Origin of the sequence: Bacillus sp. DU-106 (assembly GCF_004799705.1) — a bacterium.
In the GTDB taxonomy this organism is placed as follows: domain Bacteria; phylum Bacillota; class Bacilli; order Bacillales; family Bacillaceae_G; genus Bacillus_A; species Bacillus_A cereus.
This window is the reverse complement of record NZ_CP026607.1, coordinates 1,891,366-1,904,639: the sequence shown is the minus strand read 5'-3', so window position 1 is coordinate 1,904,639 and position 13,274 is coordinate 1,891,366. Positions and strand designations below refer to the sequence as shown.

The window sequence follows — 13,274 nt, the reverse complement described above, 5'->3', positions numbered from 1 at the left end:
TTTAATATGCAATACCTACTCGACTATTTTCATATATGTTTTTCTTACATAGATCCCATGCAAAGTGTGCTGTATCACCCACTGTAATTTTTGATCCACCCTCTGGCAATATATCTTTTTCAGTTCGATATACCCCTGTCGCCTCACCATCTATTAAATGTGTCGGACAAACAACTGTCCAACATAAATTATTACTATTACTTAGTACCTTATATGCAGCCAAATGATCTTCCGCTGCCGTTGTCGTTTTCCGTTTTGATTCCGTTGATTGAAAACGATATAAATTTAGATCTGTTCTTGCTTGTAAAATACCAGCTGTTCCTATTGTTATGATCCTACGAACCCCATCTTCTTCCATTTTCTTTATAATTTGTGGCATACTCTTCGCTAATGTTCCATTTTGATCCGTTCCAAGTGCACTAATTACTATATCACTTCCTTCTATCGCTTTCTTTATATCATTTTCGTTCAATACATTCCCTTCTATCACTCTTAACCTTTCATGTTGTATTTCTATTCTATTTAAATCACGCGCTAATGCAGTCACTTCAGCTGAATCCTTTAATGCTAAATTAATTATGTTTGAACCTACTCGTCCTGTTGCTCCCAATATACATACTTTCATTTGTTTTCCCCCTCTTTCATTCTCTTTCTATTTTTCAATAATCTCAGTCAATTTACAACAAAAAAACTTCCTCATATATAAGAGGAAGCTTTATTATTACTTTATTTCTTTTCTTTAGAATCAGTAGACTTCTCGGTTCCGCTTGTTTCTTTATCCTTTTTGTCCTCTTGTTGTGTTGTTGTGTCGTCTTCTTTCTTCTTGTCCTCACCTTTACTACAACCTACCATTAATAAAGAACTTGCAAGTGCCATAGCAGTTAATGATTTAACCCATTTGTTCATTTGCGTTTCCTCCTTGTGATAGAATATGTACAACCTCATATTACTCTCTATTTTTAAAGGAGAGATTGAAAAACAGTAAATATACGGTAAATTTTTGTAAATTTTCCGATAACAAAACCTAATTTTAATTTATATATTTCATTTCCAATCGATACACAATAAAACTAGTTTTTTCTCTCAATAGACGTAAAAAAACTAAGGCGCATACCATTTCGCCTTAGTTTCTCATGCAAACTTTTCATTTTCATATAGATGTGTAATCTTATATTCCTTCTTCATAACATATTGCCACACACTATAAGCGTAACGGTTCATTTTCAGGAAACAATTTTCCAAAAATGAGCGAAACTCTGGGTTAGCAACTTCCACTGCAACTTGAGCAAACTTTAAAGCTAATCGTTTCAAATGCGCAATATAACTGGTTGCAATATGAATATCCCCTGTATATTTACTAACTGTTTCCTTTCCCATTTCATGCAAATCAAACTCCATTGTTTCACAGGTTATATGCTGCACATTCTCTCCTTCTTGAAAATTTACTTGTTCATTATATGCTTGTAACATATATGGTAAATGGTGCTGTAATAGATTTTTTAATTCTTCGTCTCTGACCTTTCCAGCATACTCTCCAACCTTGTATATTAGCATATAACTATATTTCATTAATTCTTTCATACAGTCCATTAAAGCGCCTCCCTTCTCTTTTTTTTGTCCATATACTATAAATATGATGCTAAAACATTCGCTATTCTCGCTAAAAACCAATCCCATCTACTAATTTTCTCAAAATCTTCTTCAGAAAATCGTTTTGATTTATGAAAGTCTACCTGTAATCGACTCCATACTTCATCAACAACTGTTTTATCATATATGATACAGTTAGACTCACAATTTAAATAAAAACTTCTATTATCAAAATTCGCTGTCCCAATATCAACAATTTCTCCATCAATAATTGTTACTTTCCCATGAAAAAATCCATTTCGATATTGATAAATCTCCGCTCCAGCATGTAACATATCTTTCAAATATGGATAGGCAGCTTGTTTTAACAATATGGCATCACTTTTAAATGGCACGAGAATTTTCACATTAACACCACGATTTAATGCAGCTTTTAACTCTTTCACCATTTCTTTACTTGGTACAAAATATGGTGTAGCGATAATTAAAGACTTTTTAGCCTTTTTTAAAAGAGCCCCATACTTTTCCCATAAGCCTTTTCCATTTGAAAATAAATATTGATATTTCACATTCCCTAATGTAGGTATACTTTCATGTATAGGCATTTTTTCTCCCGTATCTTCTTTCCAATCTTCGGCGAACTTTCTTTCCATATCCGCTGCACCCTCACCATGGATGCGCACGTGATAATCACGCCATGGCCCAAACTTTGGATTTTGTCCAAGGTACTCCTTTCCGATATTAAAACCACCGACGTATGATACCTTTCCATCTATCGTAACAATACGTCTATGATTCCGTTGATGCAAAGAATAAAACACATTTTTCAGTTTCGGTTTTTTACTAAATGTAAACTTCACACCGTTTTCCTTTAATCGGCTAATTACCTTTTTCTTCAGCTTATATCCACCTATCCGATCGACTGACAATTTCACTTCTACTCCGCTAGATGCTTTTTTCTCTAATAACTGTAAAAACTCTTGGCTTATTTCATCTTTTCCTACAATATAAAAATGGATATATATATACTTTTCTGCATCGTTTATATCCTCAAATAATTTTCTATATAACTCTTCACCGTTCGTATATAATTGAAATTCACCTAATCGAACTTGTCCTAATTCATATTCACTAGCCATTTCCTTCCCCATTTCCACATCGATGTTCATCCAAATGAATACACCTATTAAACAAAGGATTATAGCGAAAAAGTGCTTCATGGATAAATTCCTTTCTCCACTTACTGTTATTTCTATATCTTCCCTTTTTTATTACATTATCATTCAAGAAAATATGTCATTGCATGATATATGTCCATATCAAACAATAGCTCATTTGCATATTGTATGTTGTATCTTAAAATAAAAGGAGGAAATAACAATGGGCTTCGCACATGGTAATGGATTTGCGCTATTAGTCGTATTATTTATCCTCTTAATCATCGTCGGTGCTGCTTGCTTCTGCTAAGTAGCTACTGTCATATGATATGTGGATGAAAAAACTATAAAAGCGGACACCTATTTTTAGGTGTCCGCTTTTCATTTTAAAACCATTTCCGTCTACTATAGTAACTTAAATGGCTAAATATTCATCTCAAAAGGTTAACAATGTGGCTACTTTCTTACTCTCTGCCTTACGTATATGACGCTGTTCTGCACGTAACACAGCAATACGATGTAATTCTTTCTCTTCTTCTGTTTCAGGGATAACACGCGGTACAGGAACTGGATTATTTTCCTTACTAAGTGCCACAAAAGTAACGAATGACGTTGCCGCTATACGCTTCTCACCTGAAATTAAATCTTCAGCCACTACCTTCACAAACACTTCCATCGAAGTTCTTCCCGTCCAAATTACGAAAGATTCATAACTAACACAATCTGAAGAACGAACAGGATGTAAGAAATCGACCCAGTCCATAGATGCTGTGACACATTCCTTTCTCGAATGTCTGGATGCTGAAATAGAAGCAACCATATCCATCTCCGCTAATATCTTCCCACCAAATAGCGTGTTATGATCATTTAAATCTGTTGGGAATACTCGGCTCGTTTTGAACACCCTTGACTCATTGGCTGTTTTCCCCTTTACTTCTGTCATTGTTATCACCTCTTTAATGATTTATCCCTAATATTTCAATAATCACTATACTACATGAACTACACGTTTAATATTAACAACATTCAGAACTTTTAGTCCACAAAAAAGAACCGATTTTATCAATCGGCTCCTCTAAATACATATTGTTCTTTCGGCTGTTCAACTTTATTCCATTTTGTTACTTCTAATACAGGAATATTTGCATGAAACGGCTGATAAAACTCAGTAGTTATCTCTCCTTCTACTTGAATCCAGTCATCATTATTCCACTCTACGCCTTCTGGCTTTTTCACTAACATACCATACACACCAGAATCTGCTACGCAATGTATAATACCGAAACGGAATAAGAAGTATTGTTCTTTTTTAGAAGAATCATCCCTAAAAACAAACCCTTTAAAAGATAATTTTTTCCCAGTAAACTCGCCAGGATAATTATAAATTGTTTCCATACCCTTTAGGAAGTCTTCATCTTTCAAATTAATATTGTCTTTCGTAACAAACTCTTTCTTCCCTTTTTCCATTACACCACGGTATCCTTCTTTCCCGTAATAAATGCTCGTATCAGGTCTTAGAAATTGTCTTGTCATAAATGGATCCTTACTTTCTGCTTGTGCAACAGGAAAGTGAAATCCTTTCGCTTTAACAATATCCGAATCTAACGTCGCAATTGGGAAAAATAACCCTGAGATAATTGGAAAACAAAACAAGGAGTACGAAAATGCTTTTTTCCACCATGTATTCTCATCTTTTGAATGATCATGCCCGCAATGGCTATGGTCACAACTGCAATCATTTTTCTCTTTTTCCTTTTGGTGCTCTTTTTGGAAAACGACGATAATTTGTATAATCGTTAAGAAACCTAAAATAATTGCTGCTGTTGTTGATAAATAGGCATACTTCATATTGATATACTTCGTAATGTTACCGGAAATATGAAGCTGCGCAATTAATATTGTAAAACCTAATAATATATATGCTCGAAACATAACCTACCACCCCATCGCATAAATGAGTAGTGAGCTTGCATAAACAACAAGAGTAACTGTAACTATAACAACAATTACAAATTTAGTTTTAAATGTCGCAAGCATCATAAACATATTTTTAATATCCACCATCGGTCCGTAAACGAGGAACGCGACAAGTGAAGCTGTTGAAAACGTACTTTGGAACGAAGAAGCGATAAATGCATCTGCCTCTGAACAAAGTGATAATATATAAGCAAGTCCCATCATAACAGCTGATGAAGAAAACGGACCTTGTCCAATAGCAAGAAGTGTTGAAGTTTGTACAAACGTTTGTACCGCTGCTGCAATTAATGCACCTAGTACTAAATATTTTCCCATTGAGAAGAATTCCTCAACAGCGTGTGTACATACATCCCACATTTTTTTACGCAGTGGACGCTTATTATTCACTTCTGGGAAGTGATCATCTCTTAATTGATGTTCTTTAAACATAAAGGATAATATAATTCCAACGATAATGGCTACGATAATCGCTACAATAGAACGATACCATACCATGTGCATACTACTCCCAAAGGCGACATAAGTAGCAAATAATACAACTGGATTAATAATAGGTCCAGTTAACATAAATGCAATCCCTGCGTATGGTGGAACGCCTTTTCCAATTAATCGTCTTACAATCGGAACAATTCCACATTCACAACCTGGAAACAACATACCTAAAAAAGTAGCTAATAAAACAGACAGAAATCGGTTCTTCGGCATCCATTTTGCCACCATATCTTCTGTCACGAACATTTGAATGAATCCTGAAATAAATACACCAATGAGCACGAAAGGAAGTGCTTCGATCAATATGGAGATAAAAATTGTATTCATTTGCAGGAATGCTTTCGGTAATTGAAACAATTCCATGATGTATTTCCTCCAACTTTTCATTAACAATATGTAATTTTAACCCCATTTCATTAATTGAACAAGGTTTATATGGCATACATACCCTTTATATACATTACATTGTACAAGTTATATTCTATTCAAAATTTGAGATTTCATAGCAAAAAAGCTGCTCTAGCGTAGTTATATAACTATGCTAGAGCAGCTTTCTTATCGTTAAAAGTAACGTTTCTTCCAAAAAACAAAAGCTAACGTGAAAGATAGTGTTACACATATGATGAGTACAATTACAAAACCGTGGGCTTCCCCTTCAAACGGAACCTTTACGTTCATTCCAAAGAAACTAGAAACCATCGTCGGTAAAGATAAAATGATCGTAATTGACGTTAACAGTTTCATAACACTATTTAAATTATTTGATATAACGGAGCTAAAAGTATTCATCATTCCACTTAAAATGTGACTATATATTTCCGCCATTTCAATAGCCTGTTTATTTTCAATTAATACATCTTCTAATAAATCTTGATCGTCTTCATACATTTTTAAAAATGTACTATTACGCATTAACTTTTGAATTACAATTTTATTAGCCTTTAATGACGTTGTAAAGTATACTAAACTTTTCTCAAGGCCTAACAATGTGAAAATCTCTTTATTTTTCATTGACTGATTTAATTGATGCTCTAAATCAATTGTTTTTCGATTTATTTGCTTTAAGTATCTTAAATAATAAGTAGAAATCGTATATAAGAGCTGAAGTGCAAAGCGCGTCTTCTTAAACGTATAAAATTCTTTAATACGTTGATTAATAAAACGTTCAAAAATTGGATTCTCTTCTAAGCAGATTGTAACAAAACAATCCGGCATCACAATCATACCTATTGGAATCGTGTCATAAATCGAATTTCCTTCTTCGTCATGTCTAACTGTCGGAATATCCACGATAATTAAAGTATTATTGTCTTCCTTTTCAATACGAGAGCGTTCTTCATCATCCAAAGGGTCTTTAATGAAATCTAAGTCTACATTTAAAGTTTGTACTAGATATTGAATTTCTTCTTCTGTTGGATGAAGTACATTAATCCAGCACCCCTTTTGCATTTCCTCAATCTCTTGTAGTTTTCCGTTTCGGTCTGTTAAATATATATTTAACATACTATCACCCCGATTCTTTTTACATGTAGGAATCTACCTCTCTTAAATCACAGTTTTTAAACCGCCATTCTCAGCATATGAAACATACGTTTAAATTTCAATAGAAAAATTATTTTGAAAACGTTTTTATAAGAAAAATATTATAAAGTGAAACTTTAATCAGTGGGGGGCTTCATCCTCACCAATTATTAGCCCTTACAAATCGGGCTTTTACGGGTTATCCGCCCCCAACCAAACTTCTTTTTTTCGCTGAATTTTGAGGTGAGGGTCTCACTGCCCGTTAAAGCGGGCTAAACATAGAAAAAGACAGAGTGCTCTCTGCCTTAAAAGCTTATGTTGCCTTTATAACATATTTAGAAAGCATCCACAAGTTAAACCCGACTGAAATCGTATAGCCCGCGTATGTTGAAATGATAAAACTTACATAATCGAAATACGGAAGCAATACAATATTTAAAACTATCTTTACAATAATTCCAATCACTAGTCCTAGCACCGTCTTCTGCTGTTGATTGATTCCTTGTAGCATAGCAGCCGTTACTGTAAAAAGAGAAAATAGTATGCAAGCAGGAGCATAATACTGTAAAATGATTCTCCCCATCTCTGGATCATTTCCAGCACCGAATAAAAGAGTATATACAGGTTTGGCTAACACCATCATTCCAATTGCCGCCGGTACCGTAATTGCTACTACTAATACATTTGTTCTCGTAAAATGTTTGTACAATAGCTTCGTATTTCCTGCTGTGTAAGCTTTCGTCATCTCTGGTACGAGAGACATACTAAAAGCTGTCGCAACGGATACCGGGATAAGCACAACCATTTGAACAAGACCAATTATCGCATTAATTTTTTCCGCTTCTCCTTGCATATACCCTATTTGTATAAGTAGTTTATTAATTGTAAATGTATCAATCGTCTGATACAACGGAATTGCTAAGCCCACCACAACAAAAGGAATAGAATATGTAAAGAGCTCCTTATACAATGAGAAAAAAGATTTCGTTGTTTGTGGTATACTTTCCATCTCTTTTTTCTTTAAGTGCCTTCTCCTTCTTATATAATACGCACTTAAAACAGTTAATCCACCTACAGCTCCCATAAATGCACCGAACGTTGAAATACCAACCGCTAGCGAAACAGAAGCTTTTAAAACATATAAAACGACAAAGCTTCCTATTAAAATGGTTAAAACCCGAAAAAATTGCTCTACAACTACACTTAATGCAGAAGGCCCCATCGATTGGAATCCTTGAAAGAAGCCCCTTAATAAACTCATTACTGGCACAAGTATTAACGCAAAACTTACAATTCGAATATTAGTAGTAACCGCTCCTACACTATTCCCCGTTTGATCATTCCCATCGATGACAAGCTTAGCTAAATGCGGAGCTAGCATATATAACGTAAAACACGAAATGACTCCCATTATAAACATAAACACGATTCCACTTTTCACCACTCTCTTAACCGTATGATAATCATTCAGTTGATCATATTTTGATACCATCTTTGAAACTGCAAGTGGTAATCCCATTGTTGCTATACTGAGCATGATGGTATAAGGACGATATGCATATGTGTATAGAACGTAACCACTCGTACCGACCATCGCTGTAAATGGTATAACATATATAAACCCTAACATTTTTGATATCATCGTTGCCATCGTTAAAAATATCGTTCCACGTATAAACGGTGACCCTTTCATCACATTCCTCCGCTACGCTTTATTATTACACATTATGGACAACTCCTTTTCTTTAGAACCGAAACAAACAAAAAAAGCCAATGAAAAATCATTGACTGAAGTGACCCCTAAAAGTTAGACACGGTTATTTCATTAGGCAGCTTGATAAAAATGAGTCCGGTATTGCACCGGGCTCATTTTTAATTTTGCCTTTATCCGTTTTGTATTGTAATAATCTATATATTTTTCTAATTCTATTTTGAAGTGCTCTACACTTTCAAACTCTTTTATGTAGAGAAACTCAGACTTCATGATTCCAAAGAAATTCTCCATTACTGCGTTGTCATAACAGTTGCCTTTACGAGACATACTTTGTACGATACCTCTTTTTTGTAATGCGTGACGGTACTGTTTCATTTGATAATGCCACCCTTGATCTGAATGCATCATTAGTTGGTGATTTTCAGGTAAACCTTCTAATGCTGTCTCTAACATTTCTGAAACAAGTGAATACGTCGGTCTAGAGCCAATTGTATAGGTAATGATTTCACCATTATACAAGTCTAATACAGGTGATAAATAAAGTTTCTCACCGAATAATTTAAATTCTGTAATATCGGTTACCCATTTTTCATTTGGCGTATCTGCCGTAAATTTACGCTCTAAAATATGAGGTGCAATTTTACCAACTGTTCCTTTATAAGATTTATATTTTTTCATACGTACAAGACATTTTAAACCTAACTCTTTCATAATTCGTTGCACTTTTTTATGATTCACTATTTGATTACGATTGGCTAACTCATTACGAATACGACGATATCCATAACGACCTTCGTGTTCATCATAAATCGCTTTAATTTCTACTTTTAAATCGGCATCTGGATCGATTCTATCCATTTGTTTTACATAAAAATAATAGGTGCTTCGAGGGATATCCGCTAACTTTACTAATTCTTTCACTTGAAACTCATGCCTTAATTCATAGACTACTTGTGCCTTGTCTTGTTTGGTGATTTTTCCTTGTTTTGAACTAAGGCATTCAACTTTTTTAAATACGCATTTTCCATACGTAAGCGTTCTAATTCAGCTTGTAACGCTTCAACTGAACCTTCTGCCGGAATCTTTTTAGTATCATGTTTTGTGTTTTTATTTTTCATGGATGGACGCCCCTTTTTCTTTGGTTCAAGGGCATCTAAGCCACCTACTTCAAATTGCTTCTTCCATTGATAAACCGTTGTAAAAGAAGGAACCATGAATATAGCCGCTGTATCCATTAACGATATACCCGATTGAGCCATAAAATTTAGTACGTCTAGTTTAAACTCTGCGGTGTAATTTGTATAGACCTCGTGTAAACCTTCTTCTCCATGGAGTTCGTATAAGCGTAACCAGTATTGAAATTGTGCCTTTGTAATATGCATCTGTTTTGCATATTCTGCTTGAGAAATTATTTTCGGATTAAATCCTTGAACGAGCGTTAACTTTAAATCCTTCGTAAATTTTGTCATACAAAAAACTGCACCTCCAATTGTTAGACTGTGTCTAACAATTGGGGTGCAGTTCATTAACGCGCTGCTTTTTTCTTTTTGAAATACTTTAAACCAAAGTATAGAGCAATAAAAAGAACAGCTCCTATAATTATGTAATGTGTGTAATCAGATGCATACTCTTTAATTTGTCGCCAATTCCCACCAAGTTTTTCACCTAAGTATATAAATAGAATTGACCATGGAATGATCGCTACAACCGTATAAAGTGTAAATAGTTTTAATGGCATCTTAGCTAGCCCTGCTGGGATAGAGATCGCATGACGTACTACTGGGATAAAGCGCGCAGAAAATATTACGCCTGCTCCATAACGCTTAAACCAACCTTCCGCTATGTCTAAATGATGTTTATTAATAAGTAGATATTTCCCATATTTCTCTACAACCGGACGCCCTCCGTAGTATCCAAGCCAGTATAAAAAGATTTGCGCTAAAGTACCACCAATCGTTCCGGCGATAACTGCACCCACAAAACTAATTTTACCATTCGCTACTAAAAAGCCAGCATACGAAAGTACAATTTCACTCGGGATTACTTCAATCATTAAAGCAAGAGCTACTCCAAAGTAACCTAAGCTTGCAAAAAATTGCAATAACTGATCTATTATGTTTGCTAACATGTTCTTTTTTATCTCCTTTTTTCTTCACATACCATCCCATTATTACATAAAGGCTGCAATCTGCCAATATCTTCATTTTAACAATATGTACAATTCAAGCAGGATTAATCTATTAATTTCTCTTTCTGCGGGTCTTTCATGTAGGCAAACATCTCTTTAATTTGGTTTTCTGTATTTCTAGCAATTGATAAATTAGGCAATTCATTTTCACCAAAAAACTCCACCTCTTCTGTTTCAATGCTAGTTTTCTTTTCTCCACCAATAATCTCGCATCCAATGAAAATCTTATATACATGCGTCGCCGATGGAGATGGTTGATGTTTTTCTTTATCAAATATAGCTAGTAACTTAAAATAATCTACCTCATAACCTGTCTCTTCGAAAACTTCTTTTGCTGCAACTTCGGTTGGCGTATAACCGACATCAGCCCATCCACCTGGCAATGCCCATTTCCCATCGCTTTTTTCTTTCACAAATAATAACTTTTCATTTTGAAAAACAACCGCTCTTATATCAACTTTAGGTGTTTGATAGCCTGTCTCACTTGCAAATAATTTCTCTACGACTTCCCAATCTGTTTTCGTATAATGTGACATCATTGAAATAGAAATATCTCGTAATTGCTGGAAACGCTCAATATCATACACATCCTTAGAATACGTTAAACCCGCTTGAGCTATAGATTGTATTTGTTTTACCCAATCAATCCATTTAATCGTCATATATCCGCATCCCCATTCTCTATCAAATATATTACTTCATTTTTATTGATACATCTTTATTATACAAAAAAAAGAGATTGATAACGTTTCAATCTCTTTCAAAATTAATCCAATTCATGTAAGTGGTCTTGTATATACTTTCTTCTTTTATTTATATATTCATAAATCATATCAGCCTCTTGATCAAATGTTTCTAATTTTTCTTTCATGTATGGATCTTGTAGTAAATATGGGCGAATCAATTCACACAACCCTTCTACTTTCGGCCTCATAAACGAAACTGTGAATTGATTTTCTAATATTTCTTCCAAAATACTTCGATACTGCTTTCTAAATACAGGTATGTCTAGCAATCTTGCACTTAACGTATTATACCCTTGAATGCGAATATATTCATGATTAAGTGGTCTCCCTTGTACATCTCGCCCCCAAGTCGCATCATAATCCCACGGTATAACTTCAAATAAATTTGTTTCATCGTTATGATATAGTGCATAGTTATGAACGAAACCATCAAAGTTTTGCGTAAAAATAACTCCTGCTAACCATCGTAAATATTTATCTACATGTAGAAACTTCCCAATTTCTTTTTCATAGGCTTCCCTCGTCAAAGTATTCGCTTGAAATACAAATTCACTCAGTTGTTCTTCACTATTTTTATTCGAATATTTAAATTCATAACCCGCAAAGAGCTCTGTCTTAACATCTTTATCTCGTTCACTCATTAATGAAAAATTCGCATCATCATCTATCGCATAATAAATAGAACCACTCGGTAATCCTCTATTTTTCAAAAAATTTTCATCAACCGATTCTAACTGTAAGTACACACCTTGAATTTGACCATTAATTTTTATAAATACATGTTGTGATTTTGGCGAAAGTACACCAATATCATGAAAAAAATCTAAAGATAATTTATTTCGTATGAGAGACGGATCCATAAACTCCGAATTCAAATGAAACTCTTTCGCACCTTGAAATTTTTTAGGCTTATAAAACATAACATGATAAGACTTTTTCTCAAATTCGCGAATATGAGCTCCTCGGTATACGATATCAATATCATACTTCTTTTTTCCATAAGTTAATTTTGCTGGCACTGGACTATCTGACCAAATGTCCTTTTTCAATTCCACTAAGTACATTGGATGAACAAAAAAATCATATGAAGGCAGCATGTTTTCTCATCCCTTCTCAGTTCTCTTCCTTCAATGTATGCGCCTTTTCTTGTCCATACATCCGCAATCATCTATTTATATAAAATTACACTCTTGTCCTGTTCAGAAAGATGCCTACATACATATCATGTTAAGGAAAAAGAATACCTTTTCACTTTAATACATGATAAGGAGGATTTCTATGAAACGTGATATTAGAAAAGCTGTCGAAGAAATCAAAAGTGCTGGGATGGAGGATTTCTTACACCAAGATCCAAGTACTTTTGAATGCGATGATGATAAATTCACTCATCATCATTGTACAACTGGATGTAAATGTACAACTGGGGGTAAATGTCCAAGAACAAGATGTACTCGCGTGAAACATTGTACGTTCGTTACAAAATGTACGCACGTAAAAAAATGGACATTTGTTACGAAATGTACACGTGTACGTGTTCAAAAATGGACGTTCGTTACGAAAGTAACGCGTAGAAAAGAATGCGTATTAGTTACAAAACGTACTCGCAGAAAACATTGTACATTCATTACAAAATGCATACGCTTTGAAAAGAAATTTTTCTGGACAAAACGAAGTTTCTGTAAAAAATGCGAATTCTTCCCTAACAGACACGGTCACTCTTGCGATGATTCATGTGATCATGGTAAAGACTGTCACGATAGCGGACACAAATGGAATGATTGCAAAGGCGGACATAAATTCCCATCTTGCAAAAATAAGAAATTCGATCACTTCTGGTATAAAAAACGTAACTGCTAGTTTTTATACCACCCAAAAAAGGCCGTTTTGCG

General features: G+C 34.4%; 15 protein-coding genes. 2 read left to right on the top strand and 13 right to left on the bottom strand.

What is annotated here, in order from left to right:
* Position 1: 1 nt before the first annotated feature.
* From C3Y97_RS09865 to cls, 4 genes are all read right to left on the bottom strand, one after another.
* Positions 2-625 (bottom strand): NAD(P)-dependent oxidoreductase, encoded by a 624-nt coding sequence (locus C3Y97_RS09865; RefSeq protein WP_000861646.1) that lies wholly within the window; start codon positions 623-625, stop codon positions 2-4.
* A 101-nt stretch (positions 626-726) separates the two neighbouring features.
* Entirely contained in the window at positions 727-906 is a 180-nt protein-coding gene (locus tag C3Y97_RS09860; RefSeq protein ID WP_001045960.1) for a hypothetical protein, read from the bottom strand.
* A 225-nt stretch (positions 907-1,131) separates the two neighbouring features.
* Complete coding sequence (locus tag C3Y97_RS09855; RefSeq protein WP_000340527.1) at positions 1,132-1,590, bottom strand: spore coat protein; 459 nt, start codon at positions 1,588-1,590, stop codon at positions 1,132-1,134.
* Positions 1,591-1,625: 35 nt separating this feature from the next.
* Positions 1,626-2,810 (bottom strand): cardiolipin synthase, encoded by a 1,185-nt coding sequence (gene cls / locus C3Y97_RS09850; RefSeq protein WP_002023919.1) that lies wholly within the window; start codon positions 2,808-2,810, stop codon positions 1,626-1,628.
* A 160-nt stretch (positions 2,811-2,970) separates the two neighbouring features.
* Here cls and C3Y97_RS09845 point away from each other — a divergent pair, with 160 nt between their 5' ends.
* Positions 2,971-3,057, top strand: coding sequence for a YjcZ family sporulation protein (locus C3Y97_RS09845; protein WP_000505094.1), 87 nt, complete (start codon positions 2,971-2,973; stop codon positions 3,055-3,057).
* Between the two features lie 126 nt (positions 3,058-3,183).
* On the opposite strand, the gene C3Y97_RS09840 is transcribed toward C3Y97_RS09845, so the two are convergent.
* The 9 genes from C3Y97_RS09840 to cotH all read right to left on the bottom strand — a co-directional run bounded on the left by C3Y97_RS09840 (position 3,184) and on the right by cotH (position 12,482).
* On the bottom strand, positions 3,184-3,690 hold the full coding sequence (locus C3Y97_RS09840; protein WP_000141164.1) for an acyl-CoA thioesterase: 507 nt from the start codon (positions 3,688-3,690) through the stop codon (positions 3,184-3,186).
* Between the two features lie 119 nt (positions 3,691-3,809).
* Positions 3,810-4,679, bottom strand: a complete 870-nt coding sequence (locus C3Y97_RS09835; RefSeq protein ID WP_000488043.1) for a TIGR03943 family putative permease subunit — start codon at positions 4,677-4,679, stop codon at positions 3,810-3,812.
* 3 nt (positions 4,680-4,682) lie between these two features.
* Positions 4,683-5,579 carry a permease gene (locus tag C3Y97_RS09830; protein WP_000418716.1) on the bottom strand — a complete coding sequence of 299 codons (897 nt, stop codon included), beginning with the start codon at positions 5,577-5,579 and terminating at the stop codon, positions 4,683-4,685.
* Positions 5,580-5,777: 198 nt separating this feature from the next.
* The gene (locus C3Y97_RS09825; protein ID WP_000932389.1) at positions 5,778-6,719 is read right to left on the bottom strand and encodes a magnesium transporter CorA family protein; all 942 of its coding nucleotides are present in this window, start codon (positions 6,717-6,719) and stop codon (positions 5,778-5,780) included.
* Between the two features lie 331 nt (positions 6,720-7,050).
* Positions 7,051-8,430 (bottom strand): putative polysaccharide biosynthesis protein, encoded by a 1,380-nt coding sequence (locus C3Y97_RS09820; protein ID WP_086402045.1) that lies wholly within the window; start codon positions 8,428-8,430, stop codon positions 7,051-7,053.
* A 132-nt stretch (positions 8,431-8,562) separates the two neighbouring features.
* Positions 8,563-9,920 (bottom strand): IS3-like element ISBce18 family transposase gene (locus C3Y97_RS09810; RefSeq protein WP_127063940.1). Its coding sequence is split into 2 segments (ribosomal slippage): positions 8,563-9,464 and positions 9,464-9,920, totalling 1,359 coding nucleotides; the frame shifts between segments, so codons are not numbered across the junction.
* A gap of 56 nt (positions 9,921-9,976) precedes the next feature.
* Positions 9,977-10,579, bottom strand: coding sequence for an undecaprenyl phosphate transporter UptA (uptA, locus tag C3Y97_RS09805; protein ID WP_000880691.1), 603 nt, complete (start codon positions 10,577-10,579; stop codon positions 9,977-9,979).
* 104 nt (positions 10,580-10,683) lie between these two features.
* On the bottom strand, positions 10,684-11,301 hold the full coding sequence (locus tag C3Y97_RS09800) for an NUDIX hydrolase N-terminal domain-containing protein (RefSeq protein ID WP_000153586.1): 618 nt from the start codon (positions 11,299-11,301) through the stop codon (positions 10,684-10,686).
* A 104-nt stretch (positions 11,302-11,405) separates the two neighbouring features.
* Positions 11,406-12,482 (bottom strand): spore coat protein CotH, encoded by a 1,077-nt coding sequence (cotH, locus tag C3Y97_RS09795; RefSeq protein ID WP_000938001.1) that lies wholly within the window; start codon positions 12,480-12,482, stop codon positions 11,406-11,408.
* A 181-nt stretch (positions 12,483-12,663) separates the two neighbouring features.
* Between cotH and exsB the strand changes: the two genes are divergently transcribed.
* Positions 12,664-13,242, top strand: coding sequence for an exosporium protein ExsB (gene exsB, locus C3Y97_RS09790; protein ID WP_000817498.1), 579 nt, complete (start codon positions 12,664-12,666; stop codon positions 13,240-13,242).
* The last annotated feature ends 32 nt before the right edge of the window (positions 13,243-13,274 follow it).

What these genes read in the sequence shown, in the direction of transcription:
- C3Y97_RS09825 (WP_000932389.1), bottom strand. Translation starts at nt 6,719, where the DNA reads ATGTTAAATATATATTTAACAGACCGAAACGGAAAACTACAAGAGATT.
- exsB (WP_000817498.1), top strand. Translation starts at nt 12,664, where the DNA reads ATGAAACGTGATATTAGAAAAGCTGTCGAAGAAATCAAAAGTGCTGGG.
- cotH (WP_000938001.1), bottom strand. Translation starts at nt 12,482, where the DNA reads ATGCTGCCTTCATATGATTTTTTTGTTCATCCAATGTACTTAGTGGAA.
- C3Y97_RS09860 (WP_001045960.1), bottom strand. Translation starts at nt 906, where the DNA reads ATGAACAAATGGGTTAAATCATTAACTGCTATGGCACTTGCAAGTTCT.
- cls (WP_002023919.1), bottom strand. Translation starts at nt 2,810, where the DNA reads ATGAAGCACTTTTTCGCTATAATCCTTTGTTTAATAGGTGTATTCATT.
- C3Y97_RS09830 (WP_000418716.1), bottom strand. Translation starts at nt 5,579, where the DNA reads ATGGAATTGTTTCAATTACCGAAAGCATTCCTGCAAATGAATACAATT.
- C3Y97_RS09835 (WP_000488043.1), bottom strand. Translation starts at nt 4,679, where the DNA reads ATGTTTCGAGCATATATATTATTAGGTTTTACAATATTAATTGCGCAG.
- uptA (WP_000880691.1), bottom strand. Translation starts at nt 10,579, where the DNA reads ATGTTAGCAAACATAATAGATCAGTTATTGCAATTTTTTGCAAGCTTA.
- C3Y97_RS09800 (WP_000153586.1), bottom strand. Translation starts at nt 11,301, where the DNA reads ATGACGATTAAATGGATTGATTGGGTAAAACAAATACAATCTATAGCT.
- C3Y97_RS09845 (WP_000505094.1), top strand. Translation starts at nt 2,971, where the DNA reads ATGGGCTTCGCACATGGTAATGGATTTGCGCTATTAGTCGTATTATTT.
- C3Y97_RS09840 (WP_000141164.1), bottom strand. Translation starts at nt 3,690, where the DNA reads ATGACAGAAGTAAAGGGGAAAACAGCCAATGAGTCAAGGGTGTTCAAA.
- C3Y97_RS09865 (WP_000861646.1), bottom strand. Translation starts at nt 625, where the DNA reads ATGAAAGTATGTATATTGGGAGCAACAGGACGAGTAGGTTCAAACATA.
- C3Y97_RS09855 (WP_000340527.1), bottom strand. Translation starts at nt 1,590, where the DNA reads ATGGACTGTATGAAAGAATTAATGAAATATAGTTATATGCTAATATAC.
- C3Y97_RS09820 (WP_086402045.1), bottom strand. Translation starts at nt 8,430, where the DNA reads ATGAAAGGGTCACCGTTTATACGTGGAACGATATTTTTAACGATGGCA.